The sequence below is a fragment of the Virgibacillus xinjiangensis genome, from assembly GCF_042643145.1.
Classification (GTDB): Bacteria; Bacillota; Bacilli; order Bacillales; family Amphibacillaceae; genus Virgibacillus_O; species Virgibacillus_O xinjiangensis.
The window spans coordinates 1-19,901 of the sequence record NZ_JBHRSA010000049.1 but is presented as its reverse complement, the minus strand read 5'-3'; the positions used below and the strand labels follow the sequence as shown (position 1 = coordinate 19,901).

Sequence of the window (19,901 nt, the reverse complement as noted above, 5' to 3'; positions counted from 1 at the left end):
TTAGCATGATACCCTTCCTGCGGGGTATGGAATCACTGGTTGCAAAATTCCCTTTAAAGAACAGGGAAAGACTATCGATTATGCACGAAGGATTTCTTGAGTCTGAAAACAGAGCAAAAAAGCCTCCAGCATTCTCAGCTGAAGGCTTTTCCAAAACAGTCCTTTATTCTGTTACTAGCAGTCTTCCCTTTGCCCCCTTTGCAGCGTGGTTGAATTGATGTGTAACAAAGTGGTAATCTCCTGCTTCCTTTACCGTAAATTCGGCAACTGCTCCACCACTAGCCGGAAGCATCAATGTTTGTAAACCTTCCATATGGTTGGCTGGATTTCCGTCAATATAGACATCATCAAAGATGGTGCCGATGACATGGAAGGAGCTGACTTCATTCGGTCCGACATTATTGATATAGAACCTGACCTTATCTCCTGCTTTGGCTGTAAGCGGCTCATCCTCAATGGAAGCGATCGTACCATTTGTGTTCAACTGACCTTCATGCAAAGCTTTCGTTGAAAATACGACTTGAGATGGAACATTGTTCATCATATCTTCGAGGTCATTATACTTATACCATTCATTTTGGATGATGACATATTCGTGATCTACTTCATCATCTGTCGGATACCCATCATCCGGCTGAACGATAATCACACCATGCATTCCATTGGCTATATGGGATAGGACTGGGTCAGTCCCGCAGTGATACATGAACACTCCCGGTTTGGAAGCCTGATAGACAAAGGTTCCTTCCTCATTCGGTTCCACATCAGCAAATCCTTTATCAGGGGCGGTATGAACGGCATGGAAATCCATGCTGTGCGGGATGGCCGGGTCTAGATTATCAAGCGTGAAATGGATCGTGTCCCCTTCTTTCACTACTACTAGCGGACCGGGCGCTTCTCCATTAAACGTCCAGGCTTTGTAATTGTTTCCTGGCTCAATTTCAATGTCAGTAATCTGGGAGGTCATTTTAATGTAGACATCCGACCCATCCCTTTCCATTTCTACCGGTATCGGCTCCTGGTTCAAATCTTGATGGGGAGCAATAACTTCTACCGCATCAGTCATCACTTCCTGTTTCTTTTCCGCTTTCACCTGTTCTTTCTGTTCATTTGAGTTGTCCAATTCCATAAATACAGATAGCATGACGGCGAGTGCGCCAAAACCTACGAGAGCACCGAAAACGATCTTTTTCAGCATTTTTCACCACTCCATGGTCATATGATAGATAAAAACCCTGACCACTCAACCGCCATACACTCTGTCGTTTGTTAAATTGAATGGTTGATTTTCATCTTCATCTATAGTATAAAGGTCCCAATTTTATCCACGTGTGATTTAACTCACTTATTCATGTTCAATTATGAACAATCTATGACAGCGGTTTCTTCTTCAAATTCTTCTCATTTCCCCGGTTGCAGACGACAAACAAATAATAGAAGAACAATTCTAAAGCAAAATGAGGCTGGGACAAAAATGTTTTATCCCAAGATAAACCCGAACCACCTGGAAATCTGATGAGCGGAGATACACCACTCCGGAAATACACTTCGCTTTCCGCGGGCGGCTGGTGAGCCACCTTGTGCTTCGCACTGTGGTGTCTCACCTATGCCTTTCCTCCCGCAGAAGTCTTCGTATATTTCCTCCGCTGTTTCCGTTCATTGCTCGTCTGTAGGATTCAACATTTTAATTATGCCCCAGCCTCATCTATCAAATATACGGCCTTTATTACCACCTAATGACCAGCCATATGCCCGGCTATATTTCAAGGCCATCTCCGGATGCATAGACACTTTTCCCTATATTTCCGCTCGTTCCCTCCAGCATGCCGAAATGATCACTTTTCCTTATGAGGATCATTCAAGAGTACTATTCCCAATTCATGGTGGTCTCCTTCATATAAAGCACCTTGTACAAACCTTATTTCTCCTGAAGCGTCCAACACTTCCAACTTAAAGTATGCACCACTTCCCTGCAAGGCTTGGTAAAAACTCTCTTCCGTATTCACTTTCCGTCCATTTACTTTCCTCACTGTCTCCCCTGGATGGATGTCGATACGGTCAGCAGGTGAATCTTTGATCACCCCAAGCACACGGATCCCATCATCCAACTTTCTGAAATACGGTTGCCCCTTCCTTTCCACCATCCGATGCCTGTAACTGATAAACTCTCTACCTATGATAGCTGCTGCAATGGCCGCGAATGCCAACCAAGGTTCATAGATGCTCCCTGTTGCAAGCAGCAAGACGAATATTGCCAATAGCAAAGTGGCCCTTGATAGGTGGTTGGCAGCGTGTTGTGGCACCCTGCTTCTCACGCCATAATGAAAGCCGAGTAAAAATGGGACGAGTACGATGCTGTAGGTCTCTCCCCCGATGGAGAAGTACGGCCAAAAATCCGCAAACGATGTGATCTGCCCAGAAGGTACCAAGGCAAAGAAAGGGATTATGCTCATTTTTTTCAGTTGATGCTCTCCTGTCCAGCCGCCCCGCTTGCCAGGCACCAGTCGTGGAAAACTCTCTTGCCCTGCACGTCGTACCAATGAAGCTTCCGCCACTAATAATAGACCCAGCAATAAAACCAGTCCTGACAGATTGGCTTGTTGCAACCAGCCTAGCTGTCCATCAATGAAAAAACTGGCCACGATAGGAGATAGCAGAAGAACGAGGGAAGTAATTCCCAACGAATAGGCCGGTGACAGGAGTGTAAATCTCCAAGGTAAAGACAACAGGATAGTAATTGCTCCAAGAAGAAAAAGCGTCTCCAATTGAAAAACCATTCCTGCTCCTAAACCGAGCACAGATATGAACAAACTTGCCCCGAAGGCGACCCTCCAGGTACCCTTCCACTCTGTAAACAGATGGAACACTTTTACGCCGAACTCTCTTCTTTCCCTCTTTATCCTGTTATAGCCTGCTATCACAACAAGCACGACTGCCCAGTAAGTTATCGGATGAAGGAACACTCTACCTATCGCTGCTAGTCCTTCATAAAGCCAATCCTGCAACATGTCATTTCACCTTCCCGTCCCTGTACGAATGATAATTTGTGATTTTCACTGCTTCCTGAACGTTTCTGCCACTCATTCCACGCGGCCATCAGACACCTCACCATGCAGCAGAATACATGGAAAAATCCGCGGAGACCCGCGGACCTTTTATTGGTATAACTCTTGCAGTGCCTTCTCCAGCTGCCGATCATCTTCTCCTTCACGAATTTTTTCCATTATATTCGCTTCAAGGACACCGGCAGTTTCTTCATCAACTTCTCCGGTTTCCTCCAACTCATGGTCGGACTGGAAATTACGTACTGCTTCTTCTGTTTCCCTGTCGAAATAACCATCTGTCCGACCTGGCTCATATCCAAGCCCTTCCAGCATCTGCTGGAGGTTGGAAATGGCTGAATCTGTTTCATCATAAGTGAACGACTCTTCCACCTGCACCGGACTGGTATAGAAATAATCAGGCTGCGAAACCTCTACCGTAGGCTTCACACCTTCCTCATTGATCCATTTTCCTTCTGGTGACAGCCACTTGAACGTCGTAAGTTTGATGGAACTTCCATCACCCAATGGCACTGCCTGTTGAACGGTTCCTTTACCATAGCTCTGTTTCCCCACCACATCGTAGCCCAGTTCCTTCATCGCTATGGCCAGGATTTCAGAAGCAGAGGCACTACCTTCGTCAATGACTACACTGATCGGATAATCTTTTTTCTCGTCCAAATCGGAGTAATAAGGCATCGTTTCACCATTCTGGTCCTCTATTTGAATGTAAGGAATATCTGATGGGACAAACAGGGACAGAATTTCTTCAGCCACATTCAAAAGGCCACCCGGGTTGGCCCTGACATCAATGACGAGGCCTTCTATTCCTTCACTTTCCAATGTCTTGAGCTGGTCATTGAATTCATTGGCTGTGTTCTCGCTGAAGTTGGTTATTTCTATGATTCCCGTCTTTTTTCCTTCAACGGTTTCCGTACTGCTGTATACCGTCTCCACTGGGATTTCATCTCTTGTGATGGTAACTTCAAATGGATCGGCTACACTCGAACGCTGTATCTCCAACACAACTTCTGTCCCTTTTTCACCACGTATTTTCGCGACCGCTTCATTCAGATTCAACCCCTGCAGTTCTTCTCCATCCACAGAAAGCACCTGATCATTTGGACGCAGTCCTGCTTTTTCAGCCGGAGAATCTTTGATTGGCGATACGATCGTAACAATATCATTTACCATGCTGACTTCTGCGCCAATTCCCTCAAAGGAAGATTCAATCTGATCATCAAACTGTTCCATCATTTCAACGTCCATATAGGAACTGTGAGGATCTTCCAAGGTAGATAGCATTCCTTCGATGGCACCTTCCACGAGCTGTTGATCTTCCACATCTTCTAAGTAGTTCTGCTGGATGATCCCGTATGCCTGCCGGACTTTCTGCATACTGTCCTTCCCGTTCGTGTCTCCTGGGGAGTTCGAATCAGATGATTCAATGGCATCTATAATCTTCTGCTCTGTATCACTGTTATCAGCATCCGAAATCTGCATTCCGGCATATACACCGCTTGCAGCGAGTAGGACAGCTCCTATGACAGCCAATATAATTTGCGGCATCTTTCGCTTCATTTTTTCACCTCAGTTATATCTTTCGTATAAAAAGCATACCACTATATTCCAACGATGACTACGGTTTTATTCCATATTTCATTCCTTAAAAGAAAGAAGACATTCCACCATAATGGCGGATGCCTTCTTTCTATAGTCTAGTATGTTATTGGAGATATGGCATTGGATTTACAGCATTTCCATAACCGCCGAGATGCACTTCAAAATGCAAGTGAGGTCCCGTGGAGTTTCCTGTGTTCCCTGTAGCTCCGATAACTTGTCCACGGCTGACCGTGTCACCTTTGGAAACAGACATGCTGCTTAAGTGAGCGGAAACCGTCGTATAGCTTTTTCCGTCAATATAATGGGAAATCATAATAACATTCCCAAAACCGCCCAATCTTCCAGCCCTGCTTACGACACCATCTGCAGGTGCTTTCAGAGGGGTGCCGGTACTTACTGCAAAATCTACACCTTTATGGTTGGTTGAACCAATGCCGCCTGGAGAATTCCTTGGCCCGAAAGTGGATGTCACACCGCCTGGTGCAGGATGCATAAACACTGCCCCACTATCTTTCGAGCTTACCGATGTATTTGCTTTTCCAGCTGAACCGGAATTGGTTTTGCTGGAAGAAGAGGACTCCGCATTGGCTGTATTAGCGGTACTCTTTTCTTCCTGTTCCCTTTCACGCTCTCTGCGCTCTCTAGCTTCCTTCTCGCGGGCTTCTCTTTCTGCAGCAAGCTGCTCAAGCTCACTTTTCTCCGCCCTAGCGATTGCTATTGCCTTTGCATTAGCTTCTTTCTCTGCATTAAGTATTTCCTGCCTCTGTTCATTGCTCAATTGGATCTCTACGAGGTCTTTTTCTTTCTCCTCCAAATCTGCCAGCAGGGACTCATGCTCTTTGCTTTGGTCTTTCAGCTGGGATTTGAGGGTTTCAAGCTCTGCCTTTTGCTCTTCTAAGGCCAACTTTTGGTTCTCTACTTCTTTCTTACTGGCCTGCACTTCTTCCTTATTGGCTTCCAATGCCTGCTTGTCCGCCTCTTGATCTTCCATGATCTGTTTATCGGAATCCATGATGGTGTTCACAGCAGTAGATCTATTGATGAAATCACCGAAACTCTGAGCACCGAAAATCACTTCCATATAATTCATCGGGCCGCCATTCTGCTGGATGGACTGCAAACGCTCCTTCAATAATTCTTCACGCTTTGCAATACGCTCTTCCAGTACCTTTATTTCCTCTTTCAATTCTTCAATTTTGTTGTTGAGCTCTTCGATTTCCTTATTTGTATCATCAATCTCCTGCTCTTTTTCGCCTATTTTATAATTAGTCTGATTGATTTCCTCTTTGACGGAAGCAAGCTTCTCTGAAACACTTTGCTGTTCCTTTTTGTTCTTTTCCAACTTTTCTTCTGTGTTCTGTTTATCATTCTGAAGACTTTCTCTCTCCTGCTCCAGTTCTTCATTGCTCTTCTGCAGCTCATTAATTTCCTTTTCAACTTCATCAATTGATTCAGCTGATATTTCCTGCACACTTGTAGTCATGCCCATCGTTGCGATCGTGACTGCAAGCACTCCGGTCAAAATTTTCCTCATTGTCATGCTTCCCCTTCCGTTGCCTAGAAGTTATAAAACTGCATCGTTTATTTGCAAACCATTCCTATATCGTTTCTTCATCTAAACCTTCAGGAACTTCCGTACACTCATCACACTGCCCCAGACCCCGATGGTTGCTCCGATAAGCAAGATGATCAGGGAAAGTTGCCAGGCAAATGGGTTGAATGGCAAGATTTCCACAAAGCTGAAGCTTATCTTATCGCTCAGATTGTGGTACAGGTAATAATATCCTGTCATGATGACTGCAATCGGTATGATGGATCCCAGCACTCCTAACAGAAGGCCTTCAATAAAGAATGGCCACCTGATGAATCCGTTGGTAGCTCCGACCAATTTCATAATTCCTATCTCACGGCTCCGGGCCATGATGGTAATTTTAATGGTATTGGAAATAAGAAAGATTGCCGTGAATAGCAAACCAATGATCAAAGCTAAACCAATGTACCGGGCATATTGGTTGAAATCAAATAGCTGTTGAACGACCTCCTGGCCGTAATTGACTTCCTGGGCCCCTTCCAAGTTTTGGATAGACGCTGCCACTGTACCAGTCTGCTCTGGTTCTTCTGCATAGACCTCATAAGCATGGTTCAATGGGTTGTCCTGTTCGAACAACTGCCAAGCCTGTCCATCTTCTCCCATACTTTCAACAAGACTTTCCAGCTGTTCATCCTTGGATGAGAACGTCACCGACTCCACACCGTCTATCTCAGCTATCTGTTCACCAAGGGCTGTAATCCCTTCGTCATCCAACGTAGGGTCGATGAGTACATTCACCTGTACATCATCCTCTATATTGGTGGCCATCTGGTTGATATTCAGCATCAAGGCAATAAATGCACCGACCAGAATCAAAGTAGTTGTCACTGCTCCTACAGAAGCAACGGTCATCCAGCCATTACGGAAAATGTTTTTCGATCCTTCACGCATATGACGCAAAAATGTCCTAAACTTCATAGCCGTATTCACCTCTGTCTTCATCCCTGACAACTAGGCCGTCCTCAATGGCAATAACCCGCTTGGTGATGGTATTTACGATTTCTTTGCTATGTGTAGCCATAATCAGGGTGGTCCCCTGTGCATTTATTTCTTCAAAGGTTCTCATGATTTCCCAAGAGGTCTCAGGATCAAGGTTGCCTGTTGGCTCATCCGCAATGACGATTTTCGGACGATTGACGATCGCCCGGGCTATGGAGACACGCTGCTGTTCTCCACCGGAAAGTTCATCCGGTATGAATCTTGCCTTATTCTTAAGCCCTACCATATCCAGCACATCCATGACTCTTGTGCGGATCTTCTGCGGTGACTCTCCTATCACTTCCAATGCAAAGGCTATATTTTCATAGACTGAGAGTTTTGGAAGCAGTTTGAAATCCTGGAACACTACGCCGATATCCCGGCGCAGAAATGGAACTTTCTTCTCCTTGATGGTACTTAAATCTTTGTTATTGATGAGAATGGTACCTTCTGTGGGTTTTTCTTCGCGGTAGATCAATTTGATGAAGGTGGATTTGCCTGCGCCGCTTGGGCCGACAACATATACAAATTCTCCTTGTTTTATATCAACACTTATGCCATTCAAGGCAGTAACCCCGTTGGCATATGTCTTATAGACATCTTTCATTAAGATCATAAAATTAGCTCACCTTTTTGAAATGTAGTCATTCTTGCTGTAGTTGATTCTTCATGTATTATCTGCTCTCTCTCCAAATCACTTCTACATTATATCATTTATCGACAGCATTTTTAGCTAAAAAATTATTACATTTATATTTCATTAAGGGGAATTTTGTAATAAAAAACCGGACCATGGAATATACCCATGATCCGGTTCTCTTTTTATTCAATATTTACTGTTGTTCTGCCAACCAATTAGCAAGTGTTTCGCGGTCTTCACCGGAAACCTGGCTTTGTGCCGGCATGCTTCCTTTACCATTCTCGATGATATCAGCGATTTCATCAGCAGAGTAATCTGCTCCTACGCTTGTCAGATCAGGACCTGCTCCTCCTGAGAGATCGCCTCCATGGCAGGATGCGCAATTGTTCTGATAAATTTCTTCTGCAGCAGCTGTATCTACAGAACCGCCGCCATCAGCTGATTCCTCTGTACCAGTATCACCATTGTCTGCGGATTCATCAGTGCCGCCGCCTTCATCGCCGCCACCGCCGCATGCGGTAAGTACAAGTGCTGATCCGAATACTACTGTCATCAACCATTTCTTCATACAAGCTTTCCCCCTAACTGAATATTTTTGCTGGTAGTTACAATGTTATTATAACCCTTATCAAGGAAAATAAAACCAACATTTATTTGACGAATTATTGAAATAATTCCCCTGAAATGTTCATGTTCTTCTATGTATAATGTCCAAGAAGTGTAAAAGAATACGTACGGAAGTAAGGATTATGAAAACTCTCCATACTACCGTACGATGTCTTTAATTCATTCGGGAACGCAGGTACGCATCGATGAATGGGTCGATATTTCCGTCCATCACACTTTGTGTATTTCCCATTTCCATATTGGTACGGTGGTCTTTCACCATGGCATAAGGGTGGAACACATAAGAACGGATCTGACTGCCCCAGCCGATTTCTTTCTGTTCCCCGCGAATATCATCAAGCTCCTGTTGTTGCCTTTCGATTTCCTGCTGGTACAACTTTGATTTCAGCATTTTCATGGCTGCTTCCCTATTTTTGATCTGGGATCGTTCATTTTGGCAAGTAACAATAGTATTGGTAGGCAGATGAGTTATACGCACAGCAGAATCAGTGGTGTTAACATGCTGTCCACCGGCACCGCTTGCCCGGTAGGTATCCACCTTTATATCCTCCGTCTTGACTTCGATCTCTACATCATCAGGCATTTCCGGCATCACTTCACAGGAAGCGAAAGACGTATGGCGACGACCGGATGAATCGAAAGGAGAGATCCGAACCAGGCGATGGACTCCTTTCTCCGCCTTCAGATAACCATAAGCATTATGGCCTTTGATCATCAAGGTGACGCTTTTAACACCTGCTTCTTCACCTGGAAGGTAGTCCAATGTCTCCACTTTGAAATCCTTTTCTTCCGCCCAGCGCTGGTACATCCGCAGTAGCATGCTGGCCCAGTCCTGTGATTCTGTCCCACCTGCACCAGGGTGGAGTTCAAGAATCGCATTATTCCTGTCATATGGTTCACTTAGCAGTAATTGCAGTTCAAAGTCGTTGATTTCCTGCTTCAGTGTAAGGACCTCTTCATTCAGTTCTTCATAGAGTTCCTGGTCATTCTCTTCTTTGACCAGTTCATAGGAAACCTCCAGATTGTTCCATTTTTCATCCAATTCCTCAAAGTTGTTCACATAATCTTTCAACACATTTGCTTCATTGATTATTTTCTGTGCCCGATCCTGATCGTTCCAGAATTCCGGCTCAGACATGTCGAGATCCAGCTCTCTGATGCGAACCTTCTTATTATCTAAGTCAAAGAGACCCCCTAAAGTCTTCAATTCTTGCCTTCATCTTATCCAATTCATTTTTGATTTCTGCCATTTCCATTAATGGATCACCTCTTCATCATATTGATAATAAACTGGGAACCTCCAGCCAGGAAGGTCCTCCTGCTTTTATGCGCCATGGCAGTTTTTGAATTTCTTGCCGCTTCCACATGGGCAAGGGTCATTCCTGCCTACATTCTGTTTCTTCACAATTGGCTTGCGTTTCTTCTTCTTCTCTTCCTGCCCGCCGGAAACTGCTTGTGTGTTCTTGACAACTGCTTCCCTTTGCAGGTTTTCCCGGATACGGGCTTTCATAACATATTTTGCAACTTCTTCTTCAATATTCTCAATCATTGCCTCGAACATGGAGAAACCTTCCAGCTGATACTCGCGCAGTGGATCATTCTGACCATATGCACGTAAATGGATACCCTGGCGCAGTTGATCCATCTGATCAATATGGTCCATCCATTTGGTATCGACCGTACGCAGTAAAATGACTTTTTCAAATTCCCGCATCTGTTCCGGAGAGAGCTCAGCTTCTTTCTCATCATACCTTGCCCTTACTTTTTCCATGATCAGCTCATTGATCTCTTCAGGTTCCTTGCCCTGTATCTCCTTGACGGAAAGATCATCTTCCTCCAATAGGTTTCCATGGACATAGTCGACAATGGCTTGCAGCTCCCAATTGTCCTCATCATCATCCTGGGTATGGGTGGCTGTCACCCGTCCCAATGTGGAAATAATCATATTTTCAACGATTTCACGGAGGTTGTCGCTGCCCTCTATCACTTCAAACCGCTGTTTATAGATGATTTCCCGCTGTTCACGCAACACATCATCATAGGATAGCACCTGTTTCCGTGCATCAAAGTTGTTCCCTTCCACTCGGCGCTGAGCAGACTCCACTGCACGGGAGACCATTTTACTCTCAATCGGCTGATCATCATCCATCCCAAGCCTGTCCATCATAGAACGAAGATTGTCCGAACCGAATCTGCGCATCAGCTCATCTTCCATAGAGAGGAAGAACTGTGACATACCAGGGTCTCCTTGACGACCGGCACGCCCCCTGAGCTGGTTATCGATCCGCCGGGACTCATGGCGCTCCGTTCCGATTACTGCCAAACCACCAAGTTCTTTGACACCATCTCCAAGCTTGATGTCCGTTCCGCGGCCGGCCATGTTGGTGGCAATCGTTACAGCACCTTTCTGACCAGCATTTTCAATGATTTCCGCCTCACGATAATGGTTTTTTGCATTGAGTACATTATGTTTGACGCCGGCTTTTTTCAATAGGTTTGAAATCAATTCAGATGTTTCCACTGCCACCGTACCGACCAACACTGGCTGACCAGCTTCATGACGGTCTTTGATATAATCGACTACCGCCCGGAATTTACCCTGCATGGTTTTATAAATCATATCAGGTTTATCATCCCGTTGGATCGGTTTGTTTGTCGGAATGGCGATAACGTCCATATTATAGATGTTTCTGAATTCCTCTTCTTCCGTCTTGGCTGTACCAGTCATACCGGACAATTTATTATACATACGGAAGAAGTTCTGGAAAGTGATCGATGCCAGGGTCATGCTTTCATTCTGGATTTGCAGTCCTTCTTTAGCTTCGATGGCCTGGTGCAACCCATCACTGTACCGGCGTCCTTTCATCAAACGGCCGGTAAACTGGTCTACGATCACCACTTCACCATCCTCCACCACATAATCAGTATCCCTGTGCATCGATACATGTGCTTTCAACGCCTGATTGATATGATGGGTAAGCGACACATGGTCAAGATCAAACAAATTCTCTATGGAAAAATACCGTTCAGCCTTGTTGATCCCTTCTTCTGAAAGCTGGACTCCCTTTGTTTTTTCATCATACGAATAATCTGTCTCCCGGCTAAGGGTACGCACAAATCCATCGGCCTGCTGGTACAACGAAGCTGATTTCTTTGCTGAACCTGAAATGATCAGGGGTGTCCGTGCCTCATCGATCAGAATCGAGTCTACCTCGTCAATGATTGCAAAATTCAACGGGCGCTGGACCATCTGTTCTTTATACTGCACCATATTGTCCCTCAAGTAGTCGAACCCGAATTCATTATTCGTACCATAAGTTATATCAGCAGCATATGCTTCCCGTTTCTCTTCTTTGGACAGGCCGTTTCCATTCAACCCTACGGTCAGTCCCAGGAACTCATAGAGCTTGCCCATATCACTTGCGTCACGCTCTGCCAGATAGTCATTCACTGTAATGATATGAACCCCTTTGCCTGTCAAGGCATTTAAGTAGGCAGGCATCGTGGAAGCCAGTGTTTTACCTTCCCCTGTTTTCATTTCCGCTATGTTGCCTTCATGCAGAGCAACAGCACCGGTAAGCTGGACCGGGAACGGGCGCATGCCCAGCACCCGCTTAGCGGCTTCCCGAACGACCGCAAAGGCTTCTACCATCAAATCATTGGCGCTCTCTCCTCCAGCGTACCGTTCCTTGAATTCTTCTGTTTTTTGTTGGAGGCCGTCATCGGAAAGCTTTTCCATTTCCGGCTCCATTTCCTCTATTTTATCTACTGTCTTCTGTATCCGTTTCAGCTGTTTTTGATTTCCATCACCAAATATCTTTGTCAATAATCCAGCCATCGCAAACGCTCCTCAATCTATATCAAAATTATCCAGAATTCCCAGTTCCGCTTGATAAATACTATTCAATAATAACACTATCCCTTTTCGAATGACAACTTGTTAAGCTATGGCAGGAAACCGCAGAAAGAGCAGTCCAGGGGATGGACTGCTCTTTCGCATAGAGTCTTGAAGCGGGGTGGGTGAAACGGAGATTCTGCAGCTTTATTTGAATTTTGGCCGGCGGAGAGATTCAAGATGGAGGGGATTGAAACCTGTCTTGCTGTTGAACCTTGGCCATTTCGAATAAGACTTGGTTCGTTTCTGCAATGATCTTCAATAGTTGTGCAATGGTTTCTTCATGCTGCTGTATCTTTCTTTCTAAGTTGGACAGCCCTGATAAGGCATGTTCATTCATCCATTCACCTCCTAGTTCCATTGACTTATTTATAGCATAGATACTATTTAATTGGCTAATTGCAGTTTTCCGATTTTGGTAAGGTGTTCGACATTTTTCTCTTTGGTTTTTATAGATTTTCATCCTGATTTAGACGGTATTTGCCGTTTTTCTTAAAATTTTTTATGCAGGATTTCGATTCCTGCATTTCGACCGTCAAATTTCGACATATTGGGCCAAAAAGGCGGCTCCTCTAGGGAACCGCCTTAGAATTACTATTTATATTAATTAAGCATTGGGTTCAATCAAACCATATCTGCCGTCACGTCGTTTATAGACCACATTGGTTTCTTCTGTGTCGGCATTGGTAAAGACATAAAAGGAGTGGCCCAGCATATCCATTTGAAGAATTGCTTCCTCGGAATCCATCGGTTTCAAATTGAATTTCTTCTGACGGACAATTTCAATCTCATCCGTCTCCTCCTCAACCGCTACATTGCCCGCTTCCTTTTCCAGTTCGGCAAATACATGTTTTGGCGCACCTTCTTGTCTGGCTTTGCGATTGACCTTGGTTTTATACTTGCGGATCTGCCGTTCAAGTTTATCCACTACCAAGTCGATGGCAGCATACAGATCAAGGTGCTGTTCTTCCGCGCGCAATAGTAGATTTGTCATTGGAATGGTCACTTCAATTCGTTGTTCATCATTATAGACACTTAAATTAACGTGTACATCAGATTTTGGTGGGGTATCAAAATACCTCTCCAGCTTACTGATTTTCTTTTCTACATAATCTTTGATCGGTGCAGTGACCTCAAGATTTTCGCCTCGAATGTTATATTTCATGAAAGTGCCCTCCTTTTTCCTTTAACTATATTATACTACTTTCCCTGCATGAATTCCTGCCTAAACACCCTATAAAAATTATAAGATTGAGAGAATTATGTCTGAATTTCGTCCGAATTGGAGAAATTGATGGAATTAAAGGGCCAAATCAGCTCCGGCTCAACGTAAGTCCGTACACTTCCGGACAGCCATGGCGTTTAAGCAAGTCTGCGGCATGGCGCAACGTCCTGCCGGTCGTATAAATATCATCTACAAGGACAGCAGCTGTGTTCAACGGGTAGAGTAATTCAAAAGGATTCTCTGTCATGATCCGCTCGGCACGTGACTTCTTTGACTGTTTCTCCCCATGATGTCGCTCCAGGACAGCAATATTCTCCCGCGGAAGAATATCTGCCAGCTGCTGTGCCTGATTAAACCCTCGTTCCTGTAATCTTTCTTTACTGAGTGGTACAGGTACAACAACCAATCCCTTTTTCATGGAAGCAAACCTCTTTTTGTACGAAGCAATCATTGCTTGTTTGAAGATATAACCGATTTGATAATCACCACGGTACTTCCAAGCTGCGATCATCTCCTGCATGGTTGAATTGTACGTGAATATGGAGTGGTTCCAGGCCAATGAATCCCCTTCCAAGTTCTTCTCCCATCCATGACAATCAGAGCAAAGGGATTGATTGCCGGGCTTGCTGCACTTTCTGCAGCAAGCACCTTCGATGGGTTGCAATAACGAAATACAGGATTCACAAAGTAGGCTCGGCTCCTCAAACATCAGCAGAGTCGACCATCTGGGCGCAATTTTGACTGGGCTTTGACACCAAAGGCATTTCACGGACGATAACCCCTCCCTCGATTGTTCATTTTCCTGATATTTCGAACAGCCTGGACCATTGCATCTGTTTTCCCATCATGAAAAAACAGAACCTCTCCGTCCGGATCATCAGGACTCCTGCCAGCTCTTCCAGAGATTTGAATCAACGCTGCCTCATCAAAAACTTCATGTCCAGCATCCAAAACACTTACATCAACAGAAGGAAAGGTTACTCCCCGTTCAAGAATAGTGGTTGTTATCAGCACATCCAGCTGTCGGTACCTGAATGCATGCACTTTCTCCTCCCTGGCAGGATCGGAGGCATGAACTGAAGCTACCGTCCATCCACTTTGTATATTGGATGTCTCCCATGTAAGCTTCAGCTCTTCTGCCATGTCGATCGTCGGCACGAAGATCAGCAGTTGTCTGTCCGGATTCTGCCGGGTTGGCAACCAATGCAGAAAGGAGGACGGAAACTTCTTTTCTTTCAGTTCTTTCTTCAGTGTGCCACACATTTTGAGTAACGGAACTGGGAGTGGATGGCCATGGAATCGGAGAGGGACAAAAAAGTGAGGAAGGGAATGACGGCGGATTCTGCGGTACTGATTTTTCCTAGGTGTTGCGGTGAGATAAATGGTAGTGCTTCGATGGGTTATCGCTCTATCAGCAGCATATGGAAGTGAGGGATCTTTATGATAAGGAAAGGCATCCACTTCATCAATGACCAATACCTCAAATGCATTCTGATAGCGGAGCAGCTGGTGGGTGGTGGAAATTGTAAGTTGAGAAACCGAGTCCTTCTTTTCTGCTCCACCATATAGCCCTTGTACATTTGTCTGGGCAAAAGATGACCGCAGGCGTGGAATCAACTCCCGTACCACATCAGCTCTAGGCGTTGCAATACATACCCTCTTTCCCAGGCTCAGTGCTTCAGCTATGCCCGGGAAGAGCATCTCGGTTTTCCCAGCGCCACATACTGCCCAAACGAGCAGCTCACTTTCCCCCATCTGAACCGCTTCCGTAATCCGGTCTGCTGCCTGTTGTTGCTGAGAAGTCAAGTTCCCCTCCCATGTGCATGGGTTTATCAATTGCGGCCACTGATGAGCAGGGCCAGACCAGTAATAGAGCGGTTCACAAGCCATGATTCTCCCCATATTTATACATTTCCGGCAGTAAAGATGTCGTGAGTTGCAGAGCGAACAGTCAATTGGAGCCATTAGAGAACGGTCTTTGTTTCCGCAGCGATTGCAAGTAGAAGATAAGAGGTTTTTGGTGATGGATGGGGTGCTGGTGAAGAGTCCTGCTGACAAGCAGTCTTGGAAATGATGGTCCTCAAGGGGAATCTCTTTACGAAGAAGCAGCTTTCCACTATACAGTTCAGATAACCGGGAGATTCCAGGAGGACTCAAAGAATCGGGCATATTATCACACCCTCCTTTAGGGGATAATTTATGGTTCAACAGATAGGGCTGCTGGGGAATACCCATACAACCCACTACCTTCAAGTTTTACTTTGTATACCATCCGACCCCTATGGCCCCTTCGCCGAGATGGGTTCCGATCACCGGGCCAAAGTAGCTGATAGTCGCCTCACATGTTGGGTGTTTTTCCAGGAAGCGATCACGCAGCTCGACTGCTGCTTCTTCATCATTTGCATGGATGAACACGGCGTGGAGGTCTTTTCCCTTGTCTGCTTCCTCTTCCAGCAACCCCACGATCCGATTGATCGCCTTTTTACGTGTACGTATCTTTTCATAAGGGACAATTTGCTTATCCACAAAATGGAGGACTGGTTTGACTTTAAGAAGGCTCCCGACCAGAGCCTGTGCCCCAGTCAACCGTCCGCCGCGCTGTAGATTGGTCAAGTCATCCACCATAAGGTAGGCATGCATCGACTGTTTCATCTGGTCCAAACGTCTAATGATCTCTTCAGGATCCCTGCCTTCCTTGGCAAGCTCTGCTGCCTCCAGAGCATAGAACCCTTGTGGCATACAGCTGATTTCCGAATCATATGGATAGACCTCAATGCCTTCCACCATTTCCCCGGCACTGGCAACCGCCTGGTATGTACCACTGATGCCACTGGATAGATGAACGGAAATAAGGGCATCATAGGTCTCTGCCAGCTCTTCCAGCTTTGCTGTAATCAGGCCAATGGATGGCTGTGAAGTCTTTGGAAGCTCCGTTGTCTCCCTCATTTTTTCATAGAATTCCCTTGTAGTAAGATCAACTTCCTCTTCATAAGTCTGATCATCAAATATCACACTCAACGGAATCATATGAATATCGTGATGTGCACGTATACTTTTCGGTATGTAAGCGGTGCTGTCTGTCATTACAGCTACTCTCATCGTGAACTTCTCCTCTGCATATAGATAAATTGAAACATTTTTCTTCCTACTGGACTATACTCTTTTTTATTCTACATGAACACCAAGAGATTTGCATTCCCCATGACAGCAAAAAAATACCCCGATACCTCTTGGCACCGGAGCTGTTATCAAGCAATTGCATGTCCTACCTTGTTACACTTATAACACTTCTACCCAACCTTTTTTGATTGCAGACACAACCGCCTGTGTGCGGTCATTACAATTCATTTTCTGGAGGATGTTGCTGACATGGTTCTTTACCGTCTTTTCACTGATGTATAAGGCTTCTGCCACAGCACGGTTGCTCTTCCCATCCGCTAGAAGCTGCAACACCTGGCACTCCCTTTTCGTAAGCAAGTGGAGTGGCTTATGATGTTCTATGTTTCCGTCCCCGATGCTCGGCACCGTTTCTTTGGCCAGCCGGCGGTATTCCATGACAAGGTTGTGAGTGACCTTCGGATGCAGATAGGATCCTCCTTCATTCACCACTTTAATGGCTTCCACCAATGCCTCAGAATCCATTTCCTTCAGCAGGTATCCTTGTGCTCCCGTTTTAAGCGCATGTGTTACATAGCTTTCGTCATCATGAATGGAAAGAATGATCACATGGGTTTCCGGGAAAAAGCGGACTAGATCTGCAGTAGCCTGCACGCCGTTCATGGTCGGCATATTGATATCCATCAAGACCACGTCCGGTTGATGCTCCTTTACAAGCTTGGACGCATCTGCCCCGTCTTCACCTTCGGCAACCACTTCAAAAGATGGCTCAAAATCAAGGATGCGCTTGACCCCTTCACGAAATAATTTATGATCATCTATTAAAACGACTTTGATATTTGTTTCGTTGCTCATGATTTTTTCCTCCCACATTTCCGTAAGAAATTCCCCTTAAAATTGATAAATGATGGATACGTATATAATTGCTCTATCTCTAGTTTTACTGATTCCCTCTAAGATAGAGGAACTTTAATGGAAATAGCAGTGCCTTTTCCCAGTTCGGTATCGATTTCCATTTCGCCATTCAGCATATCTACACGTTCACGCATTCCGATCAATCCGAATGACTTGTCCCGTTTCATGGAAGGATTGAAGCCTTTCCCATTATCTCTTACAGACATCATCAAATCGTCTGGCCCCATCTCCAATTCGACATGGATCAATGAAGCTTCCGCATGTTTGAGTGCATTTTGGATCGACTCTTGAACCAGTCGGAAAAACGCAATTTCATATTTTTGGTTCAACCGCCTTTCTTCTCCGATCAAGGAAAATTCGACGTCAGTCCCGCTGTAGTCGGATATGGATGCGACATATTTACGGATGGTCGGTATCAACCCTAGATCATCCAGTGCCATTGGTCTGAGGTCATAGATGATACGCCTCACTTCGTATAATGATGTACGGACCATATCCCTGACACTTCTGATCTCTTCCATCGCCTGTTCCATATCCCCGTTACGGAAAATTTTATCCACCAATTCTGAGCGGAGGAGGATGTTTGCTAGCATCTGGGCAGGTCCATCATGAATCTCCCGTGAAATTTTCCTTCGTTCTTCCTCTTGTGCCTCAATAATCCTCAATCCGAATTCCTGCTTTTCTCTTGCATCTTCAATCATTTCATTGACCTGGCGGAAGTCATCATGCAGGTAAGTAAGTATAACGGAGATTTTCCCCGCAAGTCCTTCAGCACGTTCTATCGTTTGACTTAAGGTAACCAGTCGTCTTTCCAGATAATCCCGTTTATCCCTGAGTGACTTCTCTTCCTGCTGAAGCATGGCCAATCTCGTCTGCATCTCATGCATGTCCTCGTAAACTTCCCTGATCTCTGCTTCCGAATAGCGGTCGAAGTATCTGCTGACTTCTGCCAGCCGCTGTTTGGAATATTGGACTTTCTGCTGCAACTTGTCCCCGTTGTCAATATGCTGGATCACCTGTTTTCTGGTTTCTTTCAACTCTTCCACCAGCTGTTCGTGCTCCTGCCGGGCTTCTTCACTGATATGGAAAATCTCGTCTTTGCTGTTTTCCACTACTTCGATCATTTCATCAATGACATTGTCCAATGCTCGTTCTGTTAATTTCTGTGCCATAGTCTTCCACCAACCTATGTTATAATTATACGCATATATACGAAAATTTTATAGGGTCTTTTATCACACTTCCCGTAATTCTTATACTAATATTAGACTATAGCAAGTCACTAGGAGAGTGGAAAAGCATGCTAGCCAGTTATTATACGGTAAAGTTAGAGGGACAAGACGAAATTGTCATACAGAAGTCCCGGTTCATCGGCTATGTCCGCCGAGTGGAAACAGAAGAGGATGCACAACGATTTATCCAGGAAATCAAGAAAAAACATCATGATGCCACACATAACTGTTCCGCCTACATGATCGGGGAGAACGATCAGATCCAAAAAGCCAACGACGACGGGGAACCAAGCGGAACAGCAGGCGTACCGATTCTCGAGGTGCTGAAGAAACAGGGATTGAAAGACACTGCAGTTGTGGTAACCCGATATTTCGGTGGTATCAAATTAGGGGCAGGCGGACTGATCCGGGCATATGGCAGTACTACCTCCCAGGCGATAAAAACAACTGGAATTGTAAAACGTCAACTGATGCAGGGCTATTCGATTGTCGTCGACTATACCTCCCTTGGAAAAGTGGAAAATGAACTGCGCAATTCCAAGTTCATCTTGGAAACGATCAATTACCTCGACACCGTTGAATTCATTGTGTATGTACAAAAGGGAGAGGAACAGGAATTCCTCGACTGGATGGTTGATTTATCAAGCGGTCAGGCAGAAATTGAGGCAACAGACACTAAATATATGGAAATAGAGGTCTCCTCCACTTCAGAGGACAAAGAATGACCTCCCCCTATTAAAAAGACTGCATGTAAACATGCAGTCAGCTTGTAGAGAAACCTCGTGTTTTTCTACAAGCTTTTTTTCTTGCCTCCAGGAGCACAGACCATTCCCTTTCCGCGGACGAACGCCCGAGCCTCCTCGTGAAAACCCACACTGCGGGGTCTCGGATCGCCCGTTTTTCCGCAGGAGTGTCATGGTCCTTTGCTCCTTAGTCAGAGGTTAAAATCAAAAAAGACTCTCCTCCACCTAGCTCACCCTAGCTAGGTGGAGGGCAACCTTTTTCATATTTTGACAG

At 45.2% G+C, this 19,901-nt stretch carries 17 protein-coding genes; 1 reads left to right on the top strand and 16 read right to left on the bottom strand.

The features are described from left to right. Window positions 1-163 precede the first annotated feature (163 nt). From ACFOGI_RS13730 to ACFOGI_RS13655, 16 genes are all read right to left on the bottom strand, one after another. On the bottom strand, window positions 164-1,198 hold the full coding sequence (locus tag ACFOGI_RS13730; RefSeq protein ID WP_390273699.1) for a multicopper oxidase domain-containing protein: 1,035 nt from the start codon (window positions 1,196-1,198) through the stop codon (window positions 164-166). A 637-nt stretch (window positions 1,199-1,835) separates the two neighbouring features. After that, on the bottom strand, window positions 1,836-3,008 hold the full coding sequence (locus ACFOGI_RS13725; RefSeq protein ID WP_390273697.1) for a PDZ domain-containing protein: 1,173 nt from the start codon (window positions 3,006-3,008) through the stop codon (window positions 1,836-1,838). A gap of 147 nt (window positions 3,009-3,155) precedes the next feature. Further along, the gene (locus ACFOGI_RS13720) at window positions 3,156-4,622 is read right to left on the bottom strand and encodes a S41 family peptidase (RefSeq protein WP_390273695.1); all 1,467 of its coding nucleotides are present in this window, start codon (window positions 4,620-4,622) and stop codon (window positions 3,156-3,158) included. 145 nt (window positions 4,623-4,767) lie between these two features. After that, window positions 4,768-6,198: a murein hydrolase activator EnvC family protein gene (locus ACFOGI_RS13715; protein ID WP_390273693.1), complete on the bottom strand. Its 1,431-nt coding sequence runs from the start codon at window positions 6,196-6,198 to the stop codon at window positions 4,768-4,770. A gap of 81 nt (window positions 6,199-6,279) precedes the next feature. After that, the gene (ftsX, locus tag ACFOGI_RS13710) at window positions 6,280-7,173 is read right to left on the bottom strand and encodes a permease-like cell division protein FtsX (RefSeq protein ID WP_390273691.1); all 894 of its coding nucleotides are present in this window, start codon (window positions 7,171-7,173) and stop codon (window positions 6,280-6,282) included. Further along, a complete protein-coding gene (gene ftsE, locus ACFOGI_RS13705; RefSeq protein ID WP_390273689.1) occupies window positions 7,163-7,849 on the bottom strand; it encodes a cell division ATP-binding protein FtsE in 687 nt (228 codons plus the stop codon). Before ftsE ends, ftsX begins: the two co-directional genes overlap by 11 nt. 217 nt (window positions 7,850-8,066) lie before the next feature. Continuing rightward, on the bottom strand, window positions 8,067-8,441 hold the full coding sequence (gene cccB / locus ACFOGI_RS13700) for a cytochrome c551 (RefSeq protein ID WP_390273687.1): 375 nt from the start codon (window positions 8,439-8,441) through the stop codon (window positions 8,067-8,069). Window positions 8,442-8,654: 213 nt separating this feature from the next. Beyond that, window positions 8,655-9,756, bottom strand: a protein-coding gene (gene prfB / locus ACFOGI_RS13695; RefSeq protein WP_390273685.1) for a peptide chain release factor 2 whose coding sequence is annotated in 2 segments (ribosomal slippage) — window positions 8,655-9,683 and window positions 9,685-9,756 — 1,101 coding nt in all. Because the reading frame shifts where the segments join, the coding sequence is not laid out codon by codon here. Between the two features lie 68 nt (window positions 9,757-9,824). After that, window positions 9,825-12,338 carry a preprotein translocase subunit SecA gene (secA, locus tag ACFOGI_RS13690; protein WP_390273682.1) on the bottom strand — a complete coding sequence of 838 codons (2,514 nt, stop codon included), beginning with the start codon at window positions 12,336-12,338 and terminating at the stop codon, window positions 9,825-9,827. A 232-nt stretch (window positions 12,339-12,570) separates the two neighbouring features. Beyond that, window positions 12,571-12,735, bottom strand: coding sequence for a hypothetical protein (locus tag ACFOGI_RS13685; RefSeq protein WP_390273680.1), 165 nt, complete (start codon window positions 12,733-12,735; stop codon window positions 12,571-12,573). Between the two features lie 267 nt (window positions 12,736-13,002). Then, window positions 13,003-13,560, bottom strand: a complete 558-nt coding sequence (hpf, locus tag ACFOGI_RS13680) for a ribosome hibernation-promoting factor, HPF/YfiA family (protein WP_390273678.1) — start codon at window positions 13,558-13,560, stop codon at window positions 13,003-13,005. A gap of 148 nt (window positions 13,561-13,708) precedes the next feature. Beyond that, entirely contained in the window at window positions 13,709-14,179 is a 471-nt protein-coding gene (locus ACFOGI_RS13675) for a ComF family protein (protein WP_390273675.1), read from the bottom strand. Between the two features lie 206 nt (window positions 14,180-14,385). Continuing rightward, window positions 14,386-15,426, bottom strand: coding sequence for a DEAD/DEAH box helicase (locus tag ACFOGI_RS13670; RefSeq protein ID WP_390273673.1), 1,041 nt, complete (start codon window positions 15,424-15,426; stop codon window positions 14,386-14,388). Window positions 15,427-15,876: 450 nt separating this feature from the next. After that, window positions 15,877-16,719, bottom strand: coding sequence for a DegV family protein (locus tag ACFOGI_RS13665; RefSeq protein ID WP_390273670.1), 843 nt, complete (start codon window positions 16,717-16,719; stop codon window positions 15,877-15,879). A 180-nt stretch (window positions 16,720-16,899) separates the two neighbouring features. After that, a complete protein-coding gene (locus ACFOGI_RS13660) occupies window positions 16,900-17,592 on the bottom strand; it encodes a response regulator (protein ID WP_390273668.1) in 693 nt (230 codons plus the stop codon). A gap of 98 nt (window positions 17,593-17,690) precedes the next feature. Then, window positions 17,691-18,824, bottom strand: coding sequence for a sensor histidine kinase (locus ACFOGI_RS13655; protein ID WP_390273665.1), 1,134 nt, complete (start codon window positions 18,822-18,824; stop codon window positions 17,691-17,693). Between the two features lie 128 nt (window positions 18,825-18,952). Between ACFOGI_RS13655 and ACFOGI_RS13650 the strand changes: the two genes are divergently transcribed. After that, window positions 18,953-19,609, top strand: coding sequence for a YigZ family protein (locus tag ACFOGI_RS13650; RefSeq protein WP_390273663.1), 657 nt, complete (start codon window positions 18,953-18,955; stop codon window positions 19,607-19,609). Window positions 19,610-19,901 lie beyond the last annotated feature (292 nt).

Bases quoted from the DNA above. Each gene is read 5' to 3' on its own strand.
- ACFOGI_RS13730 (WP_390273699.1), bottom strand. From the start codon at position 1,198: ATGCTGAAAAAGATCGTTTTCGGTGCTCTCGTAGGTTTTGGCGCACTC.
- ACFOGI_RS13725 (WP_390273697.1), bottom strand. From the start codon at position 3,008: ATGTTGCAGGATTGGCTTTATGAAGGACTAGCAGCGATAGGTAGAGTG.
- ACFOGI_RS13720 (WP_390273695.1), bottom strand. From the start codon at position 4,622: ATGAAGCGAAAGATGCCGCAAATTATATTGGCTGTCATAGGAGCTGTC.
- ACFOGI_RS13715 (WP_390273693.1), bottom strand. From the start codon at position 6,198: ATGAGGAAAATTTTGACCGGAGTGCTTGCAGTCACGATCGCAACGATG.
- ftsX (WP_390273691.1), bottom strand. From the start codon at position 7,173: ATGAAGTTTAGGACATTTTTGCGTCATATGCGTGAAGGATCGAAAAAC.
- ftsE (WP_390273689.1), bottom strand. From the start codon at position 7,849: ATGATCTTAATGAAAGATGTCTATAAGACATATGCCAACGGGGTTACT.
- cccB (WP_390273687.1), bottom strand. From the start codon at position 8,441: ATGAAGAAATGGTTGATGACAGTAGTATTCGGATCAGCACTTGTACTT.
- secA (WP_390273682.1), bottom strand. From the start codon at position 12,338: ATGGCTGGATTATTGACAAAGATATTTGGTGATGGAAATCAAAAACAG.
- ACFOGI_RS13685 (WP_390273680.1), bottom strand. From the start codon at position 12,735: ATGAATGAACATGCCTTATCAGGGCTGTCCAACTTAGAAAGAAAGATA.
- hpf (WP_390273678.1), bottom strand. From the start codon at position 13,560: ATGAAATATAACATTCGAGGCGAAAATCTTGAGGTCACTGCACCGATC.
- ACFOGI_RS13665 (WP_390273670.1), bottom strand. From the start codon at position 16,719: ATGAGAGTAGCTGTAATGACAGACAGCACCGCTTACATACCGAAAAGT.
- ACFOGI_RS13660 (WP_390273668.1), bottom strand. From the start codon at position 17,592: ATGAGCAACGAAACAAATATCAAAGTCGTTTTAATAGATGATCATAAA.
- ACFOGI_RS13655 (WP_390273665.1), bottom strand. From the start codon at position 18,824: ATGGCACAGAAATTAACAGAACGAGCATTGGACAATGTCATTGATGAA.
- ACFOGI_RS13650 (WP_390273663.1), top strand. From the start codon at position 18,953: ATGCTAGCCAGTTATTATACGGTAAAGTTAGAGGGACAAGACGAAATT.